The organism is Pantoea sp. Cy-639, assembly GCF_011752525.1.
GTDB lineage: Bacteria > Pseudomonadota > Gammaproteobacteria > Pseudomonadales > Pseudomonadaceae > Aquipseudomonas.
Window position 1 is genome coordinate 47,296 of record NZ_VWXI01000019.1, and the last position, 23,330, is coordinate 70,625.

Below are 23,330 nucleotides of genomic sequence, written 5' to 3' on the forward strand. Positions count from 1 at the left end.
TCGCTGGCTATCGCCAGCTCCCACAAGCATTCATTTCCCTGGAGGCATGGGATCTGGCCTGAGGTAGCCGGGGTCGCTTTGCGGCCCTTCGTTGGCTATCGCCAGCTCCCACAAGCATTCATTTGCCTGGAGGCATGGGACCTGGCCTGAGGTAGCCGGGGTCGCTTTGCGGCCCTTCGTTGGCTATCGCCAGCTCCCACAAGCATTCATTTGCCTGGAGGCATGGGACCTGACCTGAGGTAGCCGGGGCCGCTGTGCGGCCCTTCGCTGGCTATCGCCAGCTCCCACAAGCATTCATTTGCCTGGAGGCATGGGATCTGGCCTGAGGTAGCCGGGGTCGCTTTGCGGCCCTTCGCTGGCTATCGCCAGCTCCCACAAGCATTCATTTACCTGGAGGCATGGGATCTGACCTGAGGTAGCCGGGGCCGCTGTGCGGCCCTTCGCTGGCTATCGCCAGCTCCCACAAGCATTCATTTGCCTGGAGGCATGGGATCGACCTAAGGTAGCCGGGGCCGCTTTGCGGCCCTTCGCTGGCTATCGCCAGCTCCCACAAGCGTTCATTCGCCTGGAGACGTGGGAGCTGGCGACAGCCAGCGATTGGGGGCAGAAAGCCTGCTGGCGATCAAACCGGTGTCACTGCGCCCAAGGCACGATCGGAATCGCCGTCACCGCGTTCTGCGGACTGCCTTCGATCAGGCGATCGCTGTACACCAGGTACACCAGGGTATTGCGCTTCTTGTCGAGAAAACGCACCACCTGCATGGTCTTGAACACCAGCGAGGTGCGCTCCTTGAACACCTCCTCGCCATCCTTCAGTTCACCCTTGAAGTTGATCGGTCCGACCTGACGGCAGGCGATCGACGCCTCGGCGCGGTCCTCGGCAAGGCCCAGCCCACCTTTCAAGCCACCGGTCTTGGCCCGCGACAGGTAGCAGGTCACGCCATCGACCTTGGGGTCGTCGAACGCCTCGACGACAATCCGGTCGTTCGGCCCGACGAACTTGAACACAGTCGACACCTGGCCGATTTCCTCGGCCCCGACCAGCATGGGCAGCGCCAGCGCCGCCACGGCCATCATCCTCTTCAGCACAGTGATCTCCTTCAGACCAGGACCAGGTTGTCGCGGTGCACCAGCTCAGGCTCCGCGCTGTAGCCCAGCAGGTTTTCGATGGCGTCGGACGGCTGGCCGATGATCTTCTGCGCCTCCAGGGCGCTGTAGTTGGCCAGGCCCCGAGCCACCTCCAGGCCATCGGGCCCTACGCAGACCACCATCTCGCCACGGCGGAAACTGCCCTGCACGGTCTTCACGCCCACCGGCAGCAGGCTCTTGTGCGATTCGCGCAGCGCCTTCACCGCGCCGTCGTCGAGCACCAGAGTGCCGCGGGTCTGCAAGTGGCCAGCCAGCCATTGCTTGCGCGCGGCGAGCATGCCGCGTTCGGGCGACAACAGGGTGCCCAGGCGCTCGCCGGCCTTCAGGCGATCGAGCACGCGTTCGATGCGCCCGCCGATGATGATGGTGTGGGCGCCGGAACGTGCGGCCAGGCGCGCGGCGCGCAGCTTGGTCTGCATGCCGCCGCGACCGAGGGCGCCACCGGTACCGCCGGCCACGGCGTCCAGCGACGGGTCGTCGGCACGGGCTTCGTAGATCAACTGGGCCTCGGGGTTGTTGCGCGGATCGGCGTCGAACATGCCGTCGCGGTCGGTGAGGATCACCAGCAGGTCGGCTTCCACCAGGTTGGCGACCAGCGCCGCCAAGGTGTCGTTGTCGCCGAAGCGGATCTCGTCGGTGACCACGGTGTCGTTCTCGTTGATCACCGGCACCACGCCGAGGTCGACCAGGGTACGCAGGGTACTGCGAGCATTGAGGTAACGCTTGCGGTCGGAGAGGTCGTCATGGGTCAGGAGGATCTGCGCGGTGTGCTTGCCGTGCTCGCCGAAGCTCGACTCCCAGGCCTGCACCAGGCGCATCTGGCCGATCGAGGCCGCGGCCTGCAGCTCGTTCATCGCGCTCGGTCGCGAGGTCCAGCCCAGCTGGCTCATGCCCGCCGCCACGGCCCCGGAAGAAACCAGCACCAGTTCCACGCCCGCTTCACGCAGGGCCACCATCTGCTCGACCCAGACCGCCATCGCGCCCCGGTCGAGGCCCTTGCCGTCGGCGGTCAGCAGCGCGCTGCCGATCTTCACGACCCAGCGCCTGGCGCCAGTCACCTTGCTTCGCATCTTCTCTTCCAACCTATGTCGAATCTGTAGATACCTTGGATACAAAAACGCCGCTCCAGAGAGCGGCGTTTAGTGTACTGCAACCGATCAGTCGCGCACGTAAATGATTTCCGGGCCGTCTTCGTCGTCCTCGAAATCATCCCAGTCGTCATCGTCGCCGATGTCGTGCACGCTCTTGACGCCGGTGCGGCGCAGGGTGCGGGCGTCGTCCAGGGCCTGCAGCTGGGCGCGAGCCTCGTCCTCGATGCGCTGGTCCAGCTCGGCCAGCTCGGCGGCGTAGGCCGGGTCGTTGGCCAGGCGGTCGGCGCGATCCTCGAGGTAGCGCATCAGGTCATGGCTGAGCTTCTCGGTGCCCTGCTTGGCGATGGCCGAGATCACGTAGACCGGACCATCCCAGTTCAGCCGCTCGACCACTTCCTTGACGCGCTCGTCACGCTCGTCGTCCATGATCATGTCGGCCTTGTTCAGCACCAGCCAGCGCTCGCGATCGACCAGCGCCGGGCTGAACTGCGCCAGCTCGTTGATGATGATCTCGGCGGCATCGGCCGGGCTGCTGCCATCCAGCGGCGCCAGGTCGACCAGGTGCAGCAGCACGCGGGTACGGGCCAGGTGCTTGAGGAAGCGGATGCCCAGGCCGGCACCTTCGGAGGCGCCTTCGATCAGGCCGGGAATGTCGGCGATGACGAAGCTCTTCCAGCGGTCGACGCTGACCACGCCCAGGTTCGGCACCAGGGTGGTGAACGGGTAGTCGGCGACTTTCGGCTTGGCAGCCGAGACCGAGCGGATGAACGTGCTCTTGCCGGCGTTCGGCAGGCCCAGCAGGCCGACGTCGGCGAGGACCTTCATTTCCATCTTCAGGTCGCGCTGGTCACCCGGCTTGCCAGGCGTGGTCTGGCGTGGCGCGCGGTTGGTGCTCGACTTGAAGCGGGTGTTGCCCAGGCCGTGCCAGCCGCCCTGGGCGACCATCAGTTTCTGGCCCGGGGTGATCAGGTCGCCGATGACTTCCTGGGTGGAGGCGTCGATCACGGTGGTGCCGACCGGCACGCGCAGGAACAGGTCCTCGCCCTTCTTGCCGGTGCAGTCGGTGCTGCCGCCGTTCTGGCCGCGCTGGGCCTCGTGGTGGCGGGTGTAGCGATAGTCGACGAGGGTGTTGAGGTTCTCGTCGGCCACCATGTACACCGAGCCGCCGTCGCCGCCGTCACCGCCGTTGGGGCCGCCGTTCTCGATGAATTTCTCGCGGCGGAAGCTCATGCAACCATTGCCGCCGTCACCGGCTTTTACCCGGATCGATACTTCGTCTACAAACTTCATTAAAAAACCGCCTCTCGTCGGATGACGAGTCGAAAACCAGAAAACCTTGAGGCTCTTGCAAAAATGAGCGCGGCGGCCCCGTACGAATCAGAAACCAGCGCCGGCAGCCCAGACAAACAGCTTTGCAAGAGGCTCATCACAAACGAAAAAGCCCCGTCGCATGACGGGGCTTCTGGAGCGGCGTCGCGATTAAGCGGCGACGATGCTCACGTAACGGCGCATGAACTCGCCTTTCTTCTCGAACTTGATCACGCCTTCGATCTTGGCGAACAAGGTGTGATCCTTGCCCATGCCAACGCCGTAGCCAGCGTGGAATTCGGTGCCGCGCTGACGGACGATGATGTTGCCTGGCTTGATGACCTGGCCGCCATACATCTTCACGCCAAGGCGTTTCGATTCTGAGTCGCGACCGTTACGAGTACTACCACCAGCCTTCTTGTGAGCCATGGTTCAATTCTCCAATAAATTCAGGGGATCGGGGCGGATTAAGCCTGGATACCGGTGATTTTGATTTCGGTGAACCACTGGCGGTGGCCCATGCGCTTCATGTGGTGCTTACGACGACGGAACTTGATGATGCGAACCTTGTCGTGACGGCCTTGCGAAACGACTTCGGCCACTACTTTAGCACCAGCAACTACTGGAGCGCCGATGGTGACTTCTTCACCGTTGGCAACCAGCAGAACGCGATCGAAGGTCACGGATTCGCCAGTGGCGACTTCCAGTTTTTCGATCTTGAGGAATTCACCTTCAGCGACTTTGTACTGCTTGCCGCCGGTAACGATTACTGCGTAAGACATTTTGAATCTCCGATAATCCTGCTCACCCAGCGCTTTATATGATGAGTATTGGCTGGCATGGCTGCACAAGGCTGGAACGGCCCGGTGCAATTGCGTAAGGCAGGTGCTGCCCAGGAAAGTTAGGGTGCGCGATTGTACGCAACCCTATAAATGCTTGCAAGTACCGGCCCGGGGCCACGGCCACCGCGCCTTGACACACCGGGACCCGCGACCTAGCATGCCGCGCAACCTCAATGGAGCAGCCGATGCAACCCCAAACCTTCTACCGCGCGGTAGCTGATGATTTCAGCGCCGTCGACGAGATCATCAAGAAGCAGCTGACCTCGCGCGTGCCGCTGGTATCGAAGATCGGCGACTATATCACGTCCGCCGGCGGCAAGCGCCTGCGTCCGCTGCTGGTACTGCTGTGCGGCAAGGCCCTGGGTCGCGAAGGCGACGACTTGCGCCTGCTGGCAGCGACCATCGAATTCCTGCACACCGCCACCCTGCTGCACGACGACGTGGTCGACATGTCCGGCATGCGCCGTGGCCGCTCCACCGCCAACGCCCTCTGGGGCAATGCGCCGAGCGTACTGGTGGGCGACTTCCTCTATTCGCGCTCGTTCGAGATGATGGTCGAACTGGGCTCGATGCCGGTCATGCAGATCCTGTCCAAGGCCACCCGGGTGATCGCCGAGGGCGAAGTGCTGCAGTTGTCGCGAGTCCGTGACGCCAGCACCACCGAAGAGGTGTACATGGACGTCATCCGCGGCAAGACCGCGATGCTGTTCGAAGCCTCGACCCACAGCGCCGCCGCGCTGGCCGGCGCCAGCGACGAGCAGCGCGAGGCCCTGCGCACCTTCGGCGATCACCTGGGCGTGGCCTTCCAACTGGTCGACGACCTGCTCGACTACAAGGGCGACTCCGAGACCCTCGGCAAGAACGTCGGCGACGACCTGGCCGAAGGCAAGCCGACCCTGCCGCTGATCTACACCATGCGCGAAGGCACCCCGGAGCAAGCCGCACTGGTGCGCCAGGCGATCCAGAAAGGTGGTATCGAGGACCTCGAGCAGATCCGCGTTGCCGTCGAGGCATCCGGCGCCCTGGACTACACCGCGAACATGGCCCGCGACTACGTCGCCCGCGCCATCGCCTGCCTGGAAGTGCTGCCGGCCAGCGAGTACCGGGATGCCCTGGTCGAGCTGAGCGAGTTCGCGGTCGCGCGTACCCACTGACGCAGCGCACCACCTTTATCGCGGGGCAAGCTCGCTCCCACGCCAGCACACAGCAGGGCGTGGGAGCGAGCTTGCCCCGCGATGCATTTGTGCAAGAAAACCCTAAACCCTATACAATGTGCGCCTTTATCCGCCCTGTACCCTGAGGAACCGAAGTGAGCACTTTGCCACCCTGCCCCAAATGCAACTCCGAATACACCTATGAGGATGGCACCCAGCTGATCTGCCCCGAGTGCGCCCACGAGTGGTCGGCCAACGGCGAAGCCGAGGCTGCCAGCGACGACGTGGTGAAGAAGGACTCGGTCGGCAACATCCTCCAGGACGGCGACACCGTCACCGTGATCAAGGACCTCAAGGTCAAGGGCTCGTCCCTGGTGGTCAAGGTCGGCACCAAGGTCAAGAACATCCGCCTGTGCGATGGCGACCACGACATCGACTGCAAGATCGACGGCATCGGCGCGATGAAGCTGAAGTCGGAATTCGTGCGCAAGGTCTGACCCTGCCCTCGGGGCTGCCCCGCGGGCAGCCCTGACCGATCCTGCAACGGGATCGCCTGCACCACCTGGCAGAATTCTGCCAATAGTCCCTTGCTATTTTGATAATAAGAATTATTCTCATTGGAAACCGCCTTCCAAGGAGAATAACCATGACTTACCTGATCGACGCCTGGCTCGACCGCCCCCACCCCTACCTGCGCATCCTGCATCGCGAGACCGGCGAGGTCTGTGCCGTGCTTGAAGAAGACGCGCTCGATGAGCTGCGCGACCAGGGCGACCTGGACCTCATGGGCCTGAATTCCAGTGAACCTGGGGTGCTGAAGGAGGTGGTACGCAACCTGTTCCTGTTTTGCTATGCACGGGCGTTGCGCCCAGGGGGAACGGATTGGAACTGAAAAACATCGCGGGTGGTGCTGCTCGGAGCGCAGCACCGCCCGCGATCAGGTATTACAGAACGTCGAGCAGTTCGACGTCGAACACCAGCACGCTGTGCGGCGGGATGCTGCCGACGCCCTGGGCGCCATAGGCCAGCTCGCTCGGCACGTACAGGCGCCATTTGCTACCGGCGTTCATCAGTTGCAGGGCTTCGGTCCAGCCCGCGATCACGCCACCGACCGGGAACTCGGCCGGCTGGCCGCGCTCGTAGGAGCTGTCGAACACGGTGCCGTCGATCAGGGTGCCGTGGTAGTGGGTACGCACGTTGTCTTCACGGCTCGGCTTGGCGCCTTCGCCAGCGCTCAGCACTTCGTACTGCAGGCCCGAGGCCAGGGTGACGATGCCTTCGCGCTTGGCGTTGTCGGCCAGGAATTCCTTGCCGGCGGCAGCGGCAGCTTCAGCCTTGGCGGCGGCTTCGGCCTGCATCACTTCGCGGATGACCTTGAACGCGGCCGACAGGTCTTCTTCGCTGACGCGGCTGTCGGCGCCGTTGAAGGCGTCGGTCAGGCCGGCAACGATGGCATTCAGGTTGACGCCTGGTGGCGGGTTGTCACGCAACTGGCCGCCCAGCTGGCGGCCGATGCCATAGCTGACGCGGGATTCGTCGGTGGACAGGTTGAGTTCGGACATTGGCTTGCTCCGCTTAAGGGCGCACTGCATCCGCGCCCTTGATGAAAAGGGCGAGCAGCCTAGCACACTGGCGCGGCGTGAAGCAGCTACCAGGCCGAGCGCTGGGAGATCGGTACCTTGAGGTCTTCCTGCTGCATCGAGCCCATGCCGCACATCTCGTCCTGCACGGAGCCATGCACCAGGTTCATCGACAGCGTCGGCAGGGCTTGCAACAGCAGCCGCGCGTCCTCCACCGAATGCACCCGCAGGCGCTCACCACGGGTATCGGCCAAGGGATGGGCACGTCCGCTGACCCTGGCCTCGAGCAGGTAGTCGCCACCTTCTATGGCGATCAGGTTGAGCTCATCGACATGGCCAGCCCTGGCCTCGGTATTGAGCTGATGCAGGTTCATACACGCACCTCGCTGCGGGAATCCCACCTGAGTGCTCATTTTTCGTACAGCCCTGGCAAAAGCACAAGCTGCCGTCGGTCCGAAAGCATCGCGGGGCAAGCCCGCTCCCACGGGCCTCGATGACCTTGTGGGAGCGGGCTTGCCCCGCGCTGGACACGGACGGATCAGTGCTTGGTGAGACGATCCAGGTAGCCCATGACGAACGCCGAAACGACAAAGGTCATGTGGATGATCACGTACCACATCAGATAGTCGGTGGAGATGTTCTGTGCATCCATGAACACCCGCAGCAGGTGGATCGAGGAAATCGCCACGATCGAGGCGGCGACCTTCATCTTCAGCGACGAAGAGTCCATCTTGCCCAGCCAGTTGAGCTTCTCCTTGCTCTCGTCGATATCCAGTTGCGAGACGAAGTTCTCGTAGCCGGAGATCATCACCATGACCAGCAGGCCGCCGACCAGGGACATGTCGATCAGCGACAGGATGACCAGGATCAGATCGGCCTCGGAAAGGCTGAAGACGTTGGGCAGGACATGGACGACTTCCTGGAAGAACTTCAGGGCCAATGCCAGCAGGCCCAGCGAGAGGCCGAAATAGATCGGGGCGAGCAGCCAGCGCGAGGCATACATCGCGTTTTCGAGGATACGTTCCATGGACAGGGGGAGACTCGTGAGGTGACGGAAAAAGCGCGAAAGTATAGCCAGCCACCTGAATCAGCAAAAGCCTGTGGCTGCTTGTCGCAGCGCATCGTGGAGGGAGAAAGCCACGTAGGCGCAAGCAGCGGCGTGGAAACAGGATGCATGAGAGCGTTCTTCGTAGGAGCGGGCCTGCCCCGCGATGGCACCAGCAGATCGCTGGCAATGACCAGGCCTGGCCGCTATCGCGGGGCAAGTCCGTCCCCACAAGATCCGCTTCCTGGCAAGCAGGTTCAGGTTTCCGGATGGAACTGATAGTCCCCGAGGTTGCGGCAGCGCTCACCGTTGATCCGGCGCAACTGCGCCTGCAGGTGAATACACCAGATCTGCGGATCCTGGCTCACCTGGTAACCGTGGAGCGTGAGGCTGTCGACGATGGCGTTCATCACCGATTCGGCCACCATCGGGCCGTGGAACGGCCCCTGGGCCTTGATGGCCGAGGGTTGTTCACCGGCCATGCCGGCGGCGAAGAGCAAGGTCCACATGCCGTTGTCGCCAGCCAGTGGACGAATGCTGCATTCGATACGGGTCACCAGGCCCAGGCACTGGCGGGTGAGGCTGAGGTTGCGCATGGCGGCGTCCCCTCTGTGAAGCCCTGTTCAGCCCGAAACGCTTCGGGCTGTTTCCATCCTGAACCCTGATACCGTCCTTAGTTCCACTGTAGCCGACCTGCGGAAAAGTTAGAAAACCGGCGCTGAACGGTAGCACTTGGCCGCCAGCGCCAGTTTATTGACTTACGCTGGCCTGGCTTCGCCGATCAGCTCTTCCTGCCGCTCCTTCTCGGCCTCCTTGAGTTCTTCCTCGCTGATCATTTCGGCGATCTCTCGCAGCCGCTCGACCACCCGGGCGTTGACGCTCCCCTCGGCGAACTGGCCCTTGTCGTCCAGCGCGCCGGCCTCCTCGCCCACCAGCAGGCTCAGCGCCTCGTCGGCCTGGCTGACGGCGTAGACATGGAACTGCCCGGCCTCGACGGCTTGCAGTACACGTTCGTCGAGCATCAGGGTGGCGACGTTGGCTTTCGGGATGATCACCCCCTGTTCGCCGGTCAGGCCGCGGGCCTCGCAGAGGCGGAAGAAACCTTCGATCTTCTCGTTCACGCCACCGACCGCCTGCACCTCGCCGAACTGGTTGATCGAACCGGTGATGGCGAAACACTGTTTGAGCGGCGTGCGCGACAGCGCCGAGATCAACGTGCAGGCCTCGCCCAGCGAGGCGCTGTCGCCATCGACGTAACCGTAGGACTGCTCCAGGGCAATGCTCGCGGAAATCGCCAGCGGGAACTCCTGGGCGTAGCGACTGCCCAGGTAACCGGTCAGGATCATCACCCCCTTGGAGTGGATCGGCTGGCCAAGGTTGACCTCGCGCTCGATGTCGACGATACCGCTGCCGCCCGGGTAGACGGTGGCGGAAATCCGCGCCGGCATGCCAAATGCCGAATCGCCGACCTCCAGCACGGTCAGGCCGTTGCACTTGCCGATGGCGGCGCCTTCGGTATCGATCAGGATGATGCCGGCCAGCATGTCGTCGAGCACCCGCTGCGAGACCCGCCCGGTACGGGTGGCCTTGGCCCTGAGGGCCCGCTCGATGTGGCCGGCATCGGTCATCGCCTCGTTGGCCAACTGACGGATGAAGTCCGCCTCGCTGACCAGCTGGAACAGGTCGCCGATGCGTGCCGACAACCGCGACTGATTCTCCGCCAGGCGTGCGCTATAAGTCGCCAGCCGGGCCACCGCGTCGCTGGTCAGTGGCGCCATGCCTTCTTCATTGGTGCGGGTGCGCAACAGTTGGGCGAACTGCTCCAGGTTCTCGTCGAGCATGGGCATGTCTTCGTCGAAGTCGACCAGCACCCGGAACATCTCCTGGAAGTCCGAATCGTGGTCCTGCAGCGCGTAGTACAACTGGCGCGAGCCGATGATGACCAGCTTGATGCCAAGCGGAATCACCTGCGGGGTCAGGCTGACCGTGGCGACCCGGCCCAGCTCGCCCAGCGGCGACTCCATCTTCAGCTTGCGCGACTGCAGGGCGCGCTTGAGAGCATCCCAGACGAACGGCTCGTTGAGCATCTTCTCGGCCTCCAGGATCAGGAAGCCGCCGTTGGCACGGTGCAGCGCCCCAGGGCGCAGTTGGCGGTAGGAGGTGTACAGCGCGCCCTGGTCGGTGCTGTATTCGATGCGCCCGAACAGGTTGTCGTAGGTCGGGTGAGGTTCGAACACCACCGGTGCGCCGCCATTGCCCGAGTGGCCGACTACCAGGCTGGGCGCGTACTGCTCCTCGAGCATCTTGCGCGCCACGGCGTCGGTCTTGCTGTCGTCGACCAGTTGCTCGACCACGGTACGCAGCAGATTGAGCTGAACCGATTGCAGGTAGGCGCAGACCGCAGCGTTCTCTGCGTATTTCTCCGACAACGGCGCCAGCAGCGGTTGCAATGCGAGGGTGATGGTCTCCTCGTTGAGCTGGCGCAGCTGGTTGTTCGATTCGCGCTTCCACTGCGGCAGGCTGGCCAGCTCTTCGTTCAGGCGCTCCTCCAGCCCGGCGATATCTTCATGGAAGCGCTCACGCACCTCCTCGGGCAACTGGGCGAACTCGGCTTCGTCCAGCGCCTTGCCGTCGGCCATCGGGGTGAAGGCGACGTTGCTGCTGTCGCGGTACAGCGCCACGTCCTTTTCCAGCGACGCACGCTCGATCACATCGAGGGCGCGGTCATAGCGCTGGTTGAAGGCGCGGTCGATGGCGCCCTTCTTCTGCTGGTAGGAGGGGTGCTCGAACACCGCCGGGAAGGTCGCCAGCAGGTTGTCGATCAGGCCGCCCATGTCGCTGATGAACGCCTGGGCACTGCCGGCAGGCAGCTCCAGCGCGCGCGGCTCGCGCGACTCTTCGAAGTTGTTGACGTACAGCCAGTCCGCGGGGGTGGCCTGGCGCTTGCCTTCGGCTTTCAGGTAGCGCTTGACGAAGGAGAAGCGCCCGGTACCGGGCTCGCCCATCACGTACACGTTGTAGCCGGGGCGTGGCATGGCCACGCCGAACTGCAGGGCCTCGACGGCACGCTCCTGGCCGAGGACCCCACGAAACGGTTCCAGGTCGTCTGTATTGGAGAACGCGAACTGTTCGGCAGAGAAACGCCGGGTCAGGGCTTCGGGCGCGAGACGCAGGCGCGAGGCGACAGGATCGGGCATTGGGTTTCCTTACTTCGGCGGGGGCGGATGAAGGGCATTCTGGCGCTGCCAGCGCGCAGCGGCAAGGCTCGGCGGGACTTTATGTCGCAGCCCTGCGCGGTGATCACGTTAGCAATTTTTCGCAATAAACAACGCAACCTTTGGATCGTGCCTAAACTCCAAGCTGCGCGGGTCGGCGGTTGGCCTGCCCGTCCTGGCAATCCGTTTGCCAGAACCCCTGACCATTGGTATGTCACTTGAGAATGAGAACAACGCTATGAAACGGATTATTCTGGGTACTCTGTTCGCCGCAGTCTCGATCAACGCCATGGCCGAATCGCCAGGCGGCCCGAACTGCGGCTGGGGCAACATGCTGTTCGAAGGCCAGCGCGGCACGCCGGCCCACTTCCTGGCCTCCACCACCAACGGCACCTCCGGCAACGCCACCTTCGGCATGACCTCCGGCACCAACGGCTGCTCGACCAAGGCGGCCCTCACCTATGGCGGCAAGTCCTGGTTCGCCATGAACGGCATGATGAACGAGCTCTCCGAGGACATGGCCCAGGGCCAGGGCGAAGCCCTGACCACCTATGCCGTGGTCCTGGGCGTGGCACCTGAGGACCGCGCGCATTTCGCCGCCGTCACCCACGAGCACTTCCAGCAGATCTTCAGCAGCGCCGACGTGACTGCCGAGACTGTCCACAGCAACACCCTGGCCGTGCTCAAGAGCGACCCGCAACTGGCCAAGTACGCCACCGAGGCTTGAGTCACACGCCTCCCGCCCCGGCAGCGGGGCGGGTTTGGCGCGCCACCTTTCGGCATCATCAGGATGTAGTTGCCCGACATGCTCAAACGCCTCGCTCCCCTGGCGCTGATTGCCAGCGCACCGCTATACGCCGCACCGCAGATCGCCCCGGCTCGCCTGCAGCAACTGGCCGCCACGCCCTACTGGATCGCCCTGGGCCACTACGAGACCGCCAAGCTCGGCGGCTGGCGCAGCTATGTGGATGATTCGCGCTTCTTCCTCGCCGAGGACGGTGCCCATCATCCCGACCAGGAACTCGCGGCCACGGTCCAGGCGCTGTACGCCCCGGCCAGCCTGGGCGACAAGCACGCACAGTGCGTGTTCCCGGCGCGAACCCGCTGGCTGCGCGAGCAACTGAACCTCGCCGACCTGCCGCGCCCTGACTGCCAGGAATTCACCACCTGGTATCGGTCGATCGACCCGCACAGCGCCGCCCTGATCTTCCCCGCCGCCTACCTGAACAGTCCGTCGTCGATGTTCGGCCATACCCTGCTGCGCATCGACCAGTCCAATACCCGGCGCGACGACACCACGCTGCTGAGCTACGCGATCAACTTCGGGGCCTACATCGAAGGCAGCGACAACAGCATCCTCTATGCCTGGAAAGGCCTGATGGGCGGCTATCCCGGACTGTTCGCGATGATGCCCTACCAGGAGAAACTGTCCGAGTACCGCAGCCTGGAGAACCGCGACCTGTGGGAGTACCAGCTGGACCTGACGCCGGAAGAGACCGGACGCATGGTCGAGCATGTCTGGGAGCTCAAGCAGATCAGGTTCGACTACTTCTTCTTCGACGAGAACTGCTCCTACCGCCTGCTGGAGTTGCTGCAGGTGGCCCGGCCGGGCCTTGACCTGACCTCGCAGTTCCCACTCACCGCCATCCCCACCGACACGGTCAAGGCGGTCAAGCAGTCCGGGCTGGTCTCGGACGTGCGCTACCGCCCGTCGCGCGAACGCGAACTGCTGGCCCGCGCCGAGCCGCTCGAGCATGGGGAAAAACAGCAGGTATTGGCCATCAGCGCCGATACCGCACACCTGCAAAGCCCGGACTTCACCGCCCTGCCCCGCGATCGCCAGGCCCTGGTGCAGGACGCCGCCTACCGCCTGGAACGCTACCGGGCCAACGGCCAGGAACGCGACCCGGAGCAGGCCCGGCGCAGTTTCGAACTGCTCAGGGCAATCAACGGCAACCCGCCCCCGCCGCTGCAGGTCGAACGCCCCGGCCTGCCGGAGGACGGTCACCAGTCGCGAACCTGGCAACTGGGCGTCGGCACCCGGGAAGACCGTGCCTTTGCCGAATACGGCCTGCGCATGGCCTACCACGACCTCAACGACAACCTGTACGGTTTTCCCCTGGGCGCGCAGATCGAGATCCTCCAGCTCAAGCTGCGCCAGTACGAAGGCAACGAATGGCAGGTGCAGCGCCTGGACCTGGCCACCATCCGCTCGCTGACGCCACGCAACGAGCTGCTCAAGCCCTGGTCCTGGCAGGTCGCCGGGGGGCTCGAGCGGGTGCCGGGCAAGCATGACGACGAGGTGCTGGTCAGCCACGTCAATGGTGGCGCCGGGGGGACCTGGCAACTGGGCGACGACCTGCTGGGGTTCGCCCTGGGCACGGCGCGGGTCGAGCATCACAACGACTTCGCCGGTTTCATCGCTCCGGCTGCCGGCTTCAATGGCGGGCTGCTGTGGCGCAACGGGCTGGGCAACCTGACCCTGGAGGCCAAGGGTGACTACTTCACCAATGGCGAGGTGCGGCGCAGCCTGAGCCTGAACCAGCAGTGGGAGATCAGCCGCGACCTCGGCGTGCGCCTCAGTGCCTCGCGCCAGTTCAGCCATCTGGCCACTGCGCAGAACGAAGTGATGCTGGAGCTGAAGTGGTACCAGTACTGATCCTGTGACAGGTGCCATCTACATGGGCGCTGGCTTGCCACGCGACAGACCGGACTGGTCATCGCGAGGCAAGCGCGTTCCCACAAGCCCCTGCACAGCCTGCCGAGCGATCCTTCGACAGCGTTTTGACATCGCGCCAACAATTCCCCACCTAGACTTTGCGAAATCTGTCGGATGGGTCTTGTGGATATGTCGCGGTACGGGTCGCTGTTGTGGATAACGTTGTTGCTCGCCGGTTGCCAATCGACCCATGAACAGATGGTCGACCAGGGTTATCCCCCCAACTATGCCGACGGCTTCCAGGACGGCTGCAGCAGCGGTCGCCAGGCCGCCGGGCTGATGGTCGGCGAGTTCCGCAAGGACGTCCCTCGCTATTTGCACGACCGCCAGTACGAGACGGGTTGGGACGATGGCTTTCGCCAGTGCCAGGCGATGCAGGACAACGAGGACCAGCGCCAGTACCGTGAGCGCTACTGGGACCAGCGCGAGCGTGACTGGCAGCAGGAGAAGGACCGCGACGCTGCCCGCGCCTATCGACGCAACTGAGGTCGCAAACGGACAATCGACGAGCCCCGCGAGCTGCCATCCTGGTCTTCAGCACAAGGAGTCCGTCATGAGCCGAGCATTCGTCAACGAAGACCAGGCCGCCGCCCAGGCCGATCAACCGGTGGAACGGCGCATCAGCGCGCAGCCCAACTATGTCACCGCCAGTGGCCTGGCCCAGTTGCAGCAGCGGGTCGCGGCCCTCAATGCACGGCATGCCCAGCTGCAGGCCGAAGGTGAGCGCGGCGACAAGCAGCGCCTGGCCGAGATCGAGCGCGATCTACGCTACTTCACCGCCCGCGTGCAGAGCGCCCAGGTAGTGCCCACCGCCACGTCCACGGAAAAGGTCCAGATCGGCAGCCGGGTACGGTTTGTCGGTGAGGATGATCAAGAGCACCAGGTGCAACTGGTAGGCGAGGACCAGGCCGATGCCATGCACGGGCTGATCAACTGGGGCTCGCCGCTGGGGCGGGCGCTACTGGGTGCCGCTCCCGGGGATGAGGTGCTGTGGCAACGGCCGGCGGGTGACCAGGTGATCGAGGTGCTCAGGATCTGGGGCGATGCCTAGCGCCATCGGGGCTGCCGAGCAGCCCTTTCGCGCCCCCGCGCCTCTGTAGGAGCGGCCTTGTGTCGCGAAAGGGCCGCAAAGCGGCCCCGGCAGTCTCGGCTCAGACCACGCCCTGAGCCAGCATGGCATCGGCGACTTTCACGAAGCCGGCGATGTTCGCGCCCTTGACGTAGTTGATCCGGCCATCGGCCTCCTGGCCGTAGTGCACGCAGGCATGGTGGATCGACTGCATGATGTTGTGCAGCTTGCTGTCCACTTCACCGGCGGTCCATAGCAGACGCATGGCGTTCTGCGACATTTCCAGCCCGGACACGGCCACGCCGCCGGCATTGGATGCCTTGCCCGGCGCATAGAGAATGCCAGCCTCGATGAAGATGTCCACAGCCTCCAGGGTGGTCGGCATGTTGGCACCTTCGGCCACGCAGATGCAGCCGTTGCGCAGCAACGTGCGGGCATCCTCGGCATCGAGCTCGTTCTGGGTCGCGCATGGCAGGGCGATGTCGCACGGCAGCGACCAGGGCGTCTGGCCCTTGCGGAACTCCAGGCCAAAGTGCCCGGCCAGTTCGCTGAGGCGGCCACGCTTGACGTTCTTCAACGTCATCAGCGCCTCCCACTGCTCGTCGTTCAGACCCGATTCGCAGAACAGCGTGCCTTCGGAGTCGGACAGCGAGATCACCTTGCCGCCCAGGTCCATGACCTTGCGTGCAGCGTACTGGGCAACGTTGCCCGAACCGGAAATGGCCACCCGACGACCGTCGATGCGCAGATCCTGGCGCTTGAGCATCTCCTCGGCGAAGTACACGCAGCCATAGCCGGTGGCCTCCGGACGGATCAGGCTGCCGCCGTAGGTCATGCCTTTGCCGGTGAGTACCGAGGTGAACTGGTTGGCCAGGCGCTTGTACTGGCCGAACAGGAAGCCGATCTCGCGGGCACCGACACCGATGTCACCGGCCGGCACGTCGAGGTCGGCGCCGATGTGGCGGTACAGCTCGCTCATGAACGCCTGACAGAAGCGCATCACCTCGGCGTCGCTCTTGCCCTTCGGATCGAAGTCGGACCCACCCTTGCCGCCGCCCATGGGCAACGAGGTGAGGGAGTTCTTGAACACCTGCTCGAAGGCCAGGAACTTGAGCACGCCAAGGTTTACCGAGGGGTGGAAGCGCAGACCGCCCTTGTACGGGCCGATGGCGCTGCTCATCTGGATGCGGTAGCCGCGGTTGACCTGGACCTTGCCCTGGTCATCGACCCACGACACGCGGAACAGCACGGCGCGTTCGGGCTCGACCATGCGCTCGAGGATGCCGGCCTGCAGGTAGTGGGGGTTTTGCTCGAGGAACGGCCACAGGCTGCGCAGCACTTCTTCCACAGCCTGGTGGAACTCGGGCTGGGCAGGGTCGCGCTGTTGCAGGCGGGCCAGGAAGGCGTCGACAGATTCGATCATGATAGACATCTCACCAAGAGGGATTGTTTTTGATTTTTTCCGGAATGTAGCAAGAACCGGCCGCCCTGGGACAGGGCGAGATGTCGTATTTATGAAATTATTTGGTGCGAATTCTATAACTGTATACAAATTCGCACAGTGCCCGCAGGAGCGGCCTTGCCGGCGACCACCGGCGCGGCCGGTGTCACCCAGCGCGAGGCCTGGTTCGCCAGCAAGGCTGGCGCCTACACATCCCGGCAGGCCAGCAGGCACAAAAATGGGGCCCCTGAGGGCCCCATTCTTGTGCAACTGAAACGCCCTTTACTGGGCCAGTTTCTTGTGGCGCACGCGGTGCGGCTGGGTGGCGGCATCGCCCAGGCGCTTCTTGCGATCAGCTTCATACTCGGTGTAGTTGCCCTCGAAGAACACCACGTTCGAGTCGTCCTCGTAGGCCAGGATGTGGGTGGCCACACGGTCCAGGAACCAACGGTCGTGGGAGATCACGATCGCCGCGCCCGGGAAGTCCAGCAGGGCCTCTTCCAGCGAACGCAAGGTTTCGACGTCGAGGTCGTTGGACGGTTCGTCGAGCAGCAGGACGTTGCCGCCCTCTTTCAGGGTCAGGGCCAGGTGCAGGCGGCCACGCTCACCACCGGAGAGGTCCTTGACGAACTTCTGCTGGTCGCCGCCCTTGAAGTTGAAACGACCGACGTAGGTACGCGACGGGATCTCGTAGTTGCCGATGCGGATCTGGTCGGAACCGTCGGAGATCTGCTGGAACACGGTCTTGGCGCCGTCCAGGTCCTCGCGGCTCTGGTCTACGCAGGCCAGTTGCACGGTTTCACCGATCTCGATGCTGCCCGAGTCCGGCTGCTCCTTGCCCATCAGCATGCGGAACAGGGTCGACTTACCGGCACCGTTACCACCGATCACGCCGACGATCGCGCCCTTGGGCATGGCGAACGACAGGTTGTCGATCAGCACGCGATCGCCGTAGCCCTTGGTGACGTTCTTGAACTCGATGACCTTGTCGCCCAGGCGCGGACCGGCCGGGATATAGATCTCGTTGGTTTCGCTGCGCTTCTGGAATTCCTGCGACTGCATTTCCTCGAAGCGCTGCAGACGGGCCTTGGACTTGGACTGGCGAGCCTTGGCGCCTTTGCGCACCCACTCCAGTTCTTCCTTCATGGCCTTCTCGTGGGCGCTCTGCTGCTTGGATTCCTGGGCCAGACGCTCCGACTTGGCTTCCAGCCAGCCCGAGTAGTTGCCTTCGTACGGAATACCGGCGCCGCGGTCCAGTTCGAGGATCCAGCCGGCGACGTTGTCGAGGAAGTAACGGTCGTGGGTGATGGCCACCACGGTACCCGGGAAGTCGTGGAGGAAACGCTCCAGCCAGGCCACCGAGTCGGCGTCCAGGTGGTTGGTCGGTTCGTCCAGCAGCAGCATGTCGGGGGCTGACAGCAGCAGGCGGCACAGGGCCACGCGGCGCTTCTCGCCACCGGACAGGTGTTCGATCTTCGCATCCCAGGCCGGCAGGCGCAGGGCGTCGGCAGCGACGTCCAGCTGACGCTCCAGGTTGTGGCCGTCGGCGGCCTGCAGGATGGCTTCCAGCTTGGCCTGCTCGGCGGCCAGCTTGTCGAAGTCGGCGTCGGGTTCGGCATAGGCGGCGTAGACCTCGTCCAGGCGGGCCTGGGCGTCCTTGATCACGCTGACCGCTTCCTCGACCACTTCACGCACGGTCTTGCTCGGGTCCAGCTGCGGCTCCTGGGGCAGGTAGCCAACGTTGATGTCGGGCATCGGACGGGCTTCGCCGTCGAATTCCTTGTCGACGCCCGCCATGATCCGCAGCAGGGTCGATTTACCCGCGCCGTTCAGGCCCAGCACGCCGATCTTGGCGCCAGGGAAGAACGACAGGGAAATATTCTTGAGAATTTCCCGCTTCGGCGGCACGACCTTGCTCAGCCGATGCATGGTGTAGACGTATTGAGCCAAAACCAAGCCCTCTAATCAGATAGGTAAAGACATCGACGCACGCCCCGGCGCAGGCCAGGGGGATGTGTTTACGGGGTGTCGTTGAACAAAGTGGGCCATTCTACGCCAAGTCGTGACGTTGCACAGATGGGGTAGATGGCAGGGAGGGACCGCTTTGCGGTTATCCCGGTTCAAGCCCGCGCCCACGCAAGCGTGTGGCGCCTGTGGAAGCGGGCTTGAACCGCGACGAGGGCCTCAGACGTGCGACTGCTTCGCCTTGCCACGCGGCAGGCGGCAACGGTCCGACTGCTCGGCCAGACGCGCGGCCCAGGCCGCCTTGGCGCTGAAGGCACCGCTGCGTGCGGGTTGCGCCGGGGCCTTGGCTACCGGCTTGCCAGCGGCCTTGGCGGCGGCGGGCTTGGCGGCAGGCTTGGCAGTGGCCGCGACAGCAGGTTCGGCGGCAGGCTTGGCCTGCTTGCGCAGCTCGGCCAGCGACGGCGTCTTGCTCGCACTGGCAGCGGTGTCAGGCTTGGCCAGCGAACGCTGGCAGCTCTTGCACGACACGTCCTCGGCCACGGCAGTGCCGACCAGCGTCTGGCTGCTGCGACCACAGGCGGAATCGAGGCCATTGGTGGAATAGTGGATAACCAAAACCGTACATCTCCGATACTGACTATTGAAGCGGGCGGCATTCTCGCACAGGTTGCAGGGACTTGCCGAACCGACATGACCGACTGCATGGCAGCCTCGACGCGCACCGCTGGCACTTTGCCATGTTTGCAGGCATGCTAGCCGGCTTCACTTGCGCGGCTTTATAGTGCGCCGGCTGCCTGCCAAGCGGCGGCACGCGCCGTGCATGTACAACGGATGCAATCCCTGCCATCGTCAGCTCAATCGCAGGACCCGACGCTTGACCGACTTCACGCATTCTCCACCCTTGCGCCCTGCCGATGCCTCGGCCGGCTCACACCTGCGTGGCTCGCTCAAGGGGGCACTGGCCCTGCTGGCGCTGGTTCTGCTGGGCCTGCTGCTGTGGCAGCTGTTCACCCAGTTCCGACATACCCAGGCCGATCTGCGCCAGCAGAGCCTGGCGAGCAGCGCGGAACTGGCCGACCACCTGAGCCTGAACATGGCCCTGAAGGCCCAGCAAGCGGTCAACCTGGTCCAGGCCTACGTCAATCCTCCGACGCCAGCGGCACTGCCCAGTCTGCTCGGCACCTTGCAGTCGAGACTGCCGTCCCTGCGCCAGCTGGCCTGGCTGGACAATAGCGGGCAGGTCCTCCGGGACACGTTGGCCGGCACGCCCGACCGTCAGTTGATTGACGATTTCTTGCAACTGAACCAGGGACGCGGGTTCTTCTATGCCAACGCCCCCGACAACCAGCAGATCTACCTGCTGCTGCGCCAGAGCGTCGAACAGTCGCGCGGCTATTGGCTGCTGCGCCTGGACCCGGCTTACTACCTGGAGCTCACCCGTCACCTGGACGGTCCCGGCCATCCGCTGTGGTTACTGGAAAACAGCCGCAATGGCGAGGTGATCGAGCGCCACGGCACAGTCCCGACCAGTGATGAACCGCTGCAAAGCGTGATGCTGGCGTTCATCGACAACAGTACCTGGCAATTACGCGGCCTGTTCGACGCAGGCCTTGCGCGCAGCAAGCTGTTGCCGGCGCTGATCGGCAAGTGCGTGCTGGTGTTGTTCTGCGCCTTGCTGCCAGTGCTGGCCCTGATCAACATGCGCCGCCGCCACCGCGCGTTGCAGGAGGACCGACGGCGCTACCAGGAGATCTTCGACGGCACCGGCGTGGCCCTGTGCGTGCTCGACCTCTCCAGCCTGCCCGGCCAGCTGGACCGCTATCACCTGCGCAACCGCGCCGCGCTCAAGCAGAGCCTGGCGCTGGACTCGAACCTGCGCCGCTCGTTGCTGGCCGAACTGAAGATCACCGAGATCAACCAGGTCGCTCGTCAGTTGCTCAATGTCGACAGCCACCAAGGTGCCTGGCAACGCCTGATCGAAGGCAGCGGCGCAAGCCGCGACAGTGTCGGCATGCAGCTGATCGATGCACTGATCGAAGAGCGCGAGCAACTCGAGCTGGAAGTGCGCCTGCCGGCGCCGCTGGGCGGCGAGCTGCACCTGTGGCTGATGGTGCGCCTGCCACTGCAGCGCCGCGACTATCAGGCGGTGATCCTCAGTATCAGCGACATCACCAGCCGCAAGCAGGTCGAACTGTCGCTGCTCGAGCGGGAGAGCTTCTGGTCCGACGTGGTGCGTACCGTGCCCGACCAGTTGTACGTCCAGGACGTGCAGAGCCAGCGGATGATCTTCAGCAACCGCCACCTCGGCCAGACCCTGGGCTATGACCGCGCCGAGCTGGCGCAGATGGGCGAGCGCTTCTGGGAACTGCTGTTGCACCCCGAGGATGCCGAGCACTACCGGGCACTGCGCCAGCAGCAACGCGATACCAGCTATGGCGAGTCGCTGCATTGCCAGTTGCGCTTTCGCCACCACGACGGAGGCTGGCGCTGCTACGAGATCCGCGAGCAGGTACTGACCCGCAACAGCGACGGGCTGGTCACCCGCATCATCGGCGTGGGCAAGGACGTCACGGTGCAGATCGAGGCGAGCCAGTCCCTGCGCGACAGCGAACAGCGCTACCGCATGCTCGCCGAGAGCATCAGCGATGTCATCTTCTCCACCGACAGCCAGTTGCAACTCAACTACGTGAGTCCTTCGGCGCAGGCGGTGCTGGGCTACCAGCCCGAGTGGATCTTCGCCAACGGCTGGCAGTCGATCATCGCCAATCCGGCCCAGCTGACCGGCATCTACAGCCTGATGGAACGGGTCAGTGCAGCCCTGGGTGACCGCGAGCAACTGGCCCAGTTGCGCAACACCCTGCCGACGCAACTGTTCCTGTTCGACTGCCTGCGTGCCGACGGTCGCAAGATCCCCATCGAGTTGCGCCTGGTGCTGGTGTGGGACGAGCACGAGCACTTCGAGGGTGTGCTCGGCGTCGGCCGCGACATCAGCCAGCAGCGCCGCGCCGAAAAGGACCTGCGCATGGCGGCGACGGTGTTCGAGCACTCTACCTCGGCGATCCTCATCACCGATCCGGCTGGCTATATCGTCCAGGCCAACGAAGCGTTCAGCCGAGTCAGTGGCTACGAGGTCGCCGAAGTGCTCGACCAGTTGCCCGGCATGCTCACGGTCGAGCAGCAGCAGGACGCGCACCTGGGCTACGTGCTCAAGCAGCTCAACCAGCGCGGCAGCTGGGAAGGCGAAGTATTCCTCAAGCGGCGCAACGGCGAGCACTACCCGGCCTGGGTCGGTATCACCGCGGTGCTCGACGATGAAGGCGACCTGGCCAGCTACGTGTGCTTCTTCACCGACATCAGCGAACGCAAGGCCAGCGAACAGCGCATCCACCGCCTGGCCTACTACGACGCCCTCACCCACCTGCCCAACCGCACGCTGTTCCAGGACCGGCTGTACACCGCGCTGCAGCAGGCCGAGCGACAAAAGGCCTGGGTGGTGCTGATGTTCCTCGACCTCGACCGTTTCAAGCCGATCAACGACTCCCTCGGCCACGCGGCGGGCGACCGCATGCTCAAGGACATGGCCGAACGCCTGCTGGCCTGCGTCGACAGCGGCGACACCGTGGCACGCATGGGAGGCGACGAGTTCACCCTGCTGCTGCAGCCCCGCGCCACCCGCGAGCAGGCACTCAACCGTGCCATCCACGTCGCCGAGAACATCCTCGGCGGCCTGGTGACGCCGTTCGTGCTGGAAAACCGCGAGTTCTTCGTGACCGCCAGTATCGGCATCGCCCTCAGCCCGCAGGACGGCAGTGAGCTGAGCCAGTTGATGAAGAACGCCGACACCGCCATGTACCACGCCAAGGAACGTGGCAAGAACAACTTCCAGTTCTACCAGACCGACATGAACGCCAGCGCCCTGGAGCGCCTGGAACTGGAAAGCGACCTGCGACACGCCCTGGAACAGAACGAGTTCATCCTCTATTACCAGCCGCAGTTCAGTGGCGACGGCAAGCGCCTGACCGGTGCCGAGGCCTTGCTGCGCTGGCGTCATCCGACGCGCGGCCTGGTGCCCCCGGGCGATTTCATCCCCGTGATCGAGGAGCTGGGGCTGGTGGTGGACGTCGGCGACTGGGTGCTGCGCGAAGCCTGTCGTCAACTCAAGGCCTGGCACAAGGAGAAGGTGCGGGTGCCGAAAGTATCGGTGAACATCTCCGCCCGGCAGTTCTCCGACGGCCAGTTGGGCACGCGCATCGCCACCATCCTGGAGGAAACCGGCCTGCCGCCGGCCTGCCTGGAGCTGGAACTGACCGAAAGCATCCTGATGCGCGAGGTCAACGAAGCCATGCACATCCTCGACAGCCTGAAGAACCTGGGACTGAGTATCGCGGTCGACGACTTCGGCACCGGCTATTCCTCGCTCAACTACCTCAAGCAGTTCCCCATCGACGTGCTGAAGATCGACCGTACCTTCGTCGACGGCCTGCCCGAGGGCGAACAGGACGCACAGATCGCCCGGGCCATCATCGCTATGGCCCACAGCCTGAACCTGGCGGTGATCGCCGAGGGCGTCGAGACCCACGAGCAACTGGAGTTCCTGCGCGAGCATGGTTGCGACGAAGTGCAAGGCTACCTGTTCGGCCGGCCGATGCCGGCCAACCAGTTCGAGGCGCAGTTCAGCAACGAGACGCTGTTCATGTTCCAGTGAGCGGGCGCCATACGGTCCTACAGGGGCACGACGCGACGTCGGAAAAA

At 64.2% G+C, this 23,330-nt stretch carries 21 protein-coding genes; 8 read left to right on the top strand and 13 right to left on the bottom strand.

Annotated elements, in window-relative coordinates; translation table 11 throughout:
• Positions 1-633 precede the first annotated feature (633 nt).
• The 5 genes from F3J43_RS20575 to rplU form a co-directional block, all read right to left on the bottom strand.
• Positions 634-1,077: a CreA family protein gene (locus F3J43_RS20575; RefSeq protein WP_205298006.1), complete on the bottom strand. Its 444-nt coding sequence runs from the start codon at positions 1,075-1,077 to the stop codon at positions 634-636.
• 23 nt (positions 1,078-1,100) lie between these two features.
• On the bottom strand, positions 1,101-2,219 hold the full coding sequence (gene proB / locus F3J43_RS20580) for a glutamate 5-kinase (protein ID WP_166891162.1): 1,119 nt from the start codon (positions 2,217-2,219) through the stop codon (positions 1,101-1,103).
• 87 nt (positions 2,220-2,306) lie between these two features.
• The gene (cgtA, locus tag F3J43_RS20585) at positions 2,307-3,530 is read right to left on the bottom strand and encodes an Obg family GTPase CgtA (protein ID WP_134693611.1); all 1,224 of its coding nucleotides are present in this window, start codon (positions 3,528-3,530) and stop codon (positions 2,307-2,309) included.
• A 189-nt stretch (positions 3,531-3,719) separates the two neighbouring features.
• Positions 3,720-3,977 (bottom strand): 50S ribosomal protein L27, encoded by a 258-nt coding sequence (gene rpmA / locus F3J43_RS20590; RefSeq protein ID WP_003247464.1) that lies wholly within the window; start codon positions 3,975-3,977, stop codon positions 3,720-3,722.
• 38 nt (positions 3,978-4,015) lie between these two features.
• Positions 4,016-4,330: a 50S ribosomal protein L21 gene (gene rplU / locus F3J43_RS20595; RefSeq protein ID WP_003247466.1), complete on the bottom strand. Its 315-nt coding sequence runs from the start codon at positions 4,328-4,330 to the stop codon at positions 4,016-4,018.
• A gap of 245 nt (positions 4,331-4,575) precedes the next feature.
• Here rplU and F3J43_RS20600 point away from each other — a divergent pair, with 245 nt between their 5' ends.
• From F3J43_RS20600 to F3J43_RS20610, 3 genes are all read left to right on the top strand, one after another.
• Entirely contained in the window at positions 4,576-5,544 is a 969-nt protein-coding gene (locus F3J43_RS20600; RefSeq protein WP_166891165.1) for a polyprenyl synthetase family protein, read from the top strand.
• A 155-nt stretch (positions 5,545-5,699) separates the two neighbouring features.
• Complete coding sequence (locus F3J43_RS20605) at positions 5,700-6,041, top strand: zinc ribbon domain-containing protein YjdM (protein WP_134693613.1); 342 nt, start codon at positions 5,700-5,702, stop codon at positions 6,039-6,041.
• 149 nt (positions 6,042-6,190) lie between these two features.
• On the top strand, positions 6,191-6,436 hold the full coding sequence (locus tag F3J43_RS20610; RefSeq protein WP_166891168.1) for a PA4570 family protein: 246 nt from the start codon (positions 6,191-6,193) through the stop codon (positions 6,434-6,436).
• 52 nt (positions 6,437-6,488) lie between these two features.
• Here the strand turns inward: F3J43_RS20610 and bamJ are convergent, their stop codons facing one another.
• From bamJ to F3J43_RS20635, 5 genes are all read right to left on the bottom strand, one after another.
• Complete coding sequence (gene bamJ, locus F3J43_RS20615) at positions 6,489-7,106, bottom strand: BamJ family beta-barrel-assembly machinery protein (protein WP_166891170.1); 618 nt, start codon at positions 7,104-7,106, stop codon at positions 6,489-6,491.
• An 86-nt stretch (positions 7,107-7,192) separates the two neighbouring features.
• Positions 7,193-7,498, bottom strand: a complete 306-nt coding sequence (locus F3J43_RS20620) for a DUF6482 family protein (RefSeq protein ID WP_166891175.1) — start codon at positions 7,496-7,498, stop codon at positions 7,193-7,195.
• 164 nt (positions 7,499-7,662) lie between these two features.
• Positions 7,663-8,151, bottom strand: a complete 489-nt coding sequence (locus F3J43_RS20625; RefSeq protein ID WP_166891179.1) for a TIGR00645 family protein — start codon at positions 8,149-8,151, stop codon at positions 7,663-7,665.
• Positions 8,152-8,426: 275 nt separating this feature from the next.
• Entirely contained in the window at positions 8,427-8,765 is a 339-nt protein-coding gene (locus tag F3J43_RS20630) for a PA4575 family protein (RefSeq protein WP_166891182.1), read from the bottom strand.
• A 162-nt stretch (positions 8,766-8,927) separates the two neighbouring features.
• Positions 8,928-11,366 carry a Lon protease family protein gene (locus F3J43_RS20635; RefSeq protein WP_166891185.1) on the bottom strand — a complete coding sequence of 813 codons (2,439 nt, stop codon included), beginning with the start codon at positions 11,364-11,366 and terminating at the stop codon, positions 8,928-8,930.
• Positions 11,367-11,622: 256 nt separating this feature from the next.
• Between F3J43_RS20635 and F3J43_RS20640 the strand changes: the two genes are divergently transcribed.
• The 4 genes from F3J43_RS20640 (at position 11,623) to F3J43_RS20655 (ending at position 15,154) form a co-directional block, all read left to right on the top strand.
• Complete coding sequence (locus tag F3J43_RS20640) at positions 11,623-12,111, top strand: DUF3015 domain-containing protein (RefSeq protein WP_166891190.1); 489 nt, start codon at positions 11,623-11,625, stop codon at positions 12,109-12,111.
• A gap of 78 nt (positions 12,112-12,189) precedes the next feature.
• Positions 12,190-14,043, top strand: coding sequence for an Lnb N-terminal periplasmic domain-containing protein (locus F3J43_RS20645; RefSeq protein ID WP_166891194.1), 1,854 nt, complete (start codon positions 12,190-12,192; stop codon positions 14,041-14,043).
• A 183-nt stretch (positions 14,044-14,226) separates the two neighbouring features.
• Positions 14,227-14,589: a hypothetical protein gene (locus tag F3J43_RS20650; RefSeq protein WP_286184874.1), complete on the top strand. Its 363-nt coding sequence runs from the start codon at positions 14,227-14,229 to the stop codon at positions 14,587-14,589.
• Between the two features lie 67 nt (positions 14,590-14,656).
• A complete protein-coding gene (locus F3J43_RS20655; protein ID WP_166891198.1) occupies positions 14,657-15,154 on the top strand; it encodes a GreA/GreB family elongation factor in 498 nt (165 codons plus the stop codon).
• 100 nt (positions 15,155-15,254) lie between these two features.
• Here the strand turns inward: F3J43_RS20655 and gdhA are convergent, their stop codons facing one another.
• From gdhA to F3J43_RS20670, 3 genes are all read right to left on the bottom strand, one after another.
• Complete coding sequence (gene gdhA, locus F3J43_RS20660) at positions 15,255-16,595, bottom strand: NADP-specific glutamate dehydrogenase (protein WP_166891201.1); 1,341 nt, start codon at positions 16,593-16,595, stop codon at positions 15,255-15,257.
• Positions 16,596-16,895: 300 nt separating this feature from the next.
• Positions 16,896-18,563 (bottom strand): energy-dependent translational throttle protein EttA, encoded by a 1,668-nt coding sequence (gene ettA, locus F3J43_RS20665; protein WP_166891204.1) that lies wholly within the window; start codon positions 18,561-18,563, stop codon positions 16,896-16,898.
• A 234-nt stretch (positions 18,564-18,797) separates the two neighbouring features.
• Complete coding sequence (locus F3J43_RS20670) at positions 18,798-19,193, bottom strand: hypothetical protein (protein WP_166891207.1); 396 nt, start codon at positions 19,191-19,193, stop codon at positions 18,798-18,800.
• Between the two features lie 259 nt (positions 19,194-19,452).
• On the opposite strand from F3J43_RS20670, the gene F3J43_RS20675 reads away from it, so the two are divergent.
• Positions 19,453-23,283, top strand: a complete 3,831-nt coding sequence (locus F3J43_RS20675) for a sensor domain-containing protein (protein WP_166891210.1) — start codon at positions 19,453-19,455, stop codon at positions 23,281-23,283.
• The last annotated feature ends 47 nt before the right edge of the window (positions 23,284-23,330 follow it).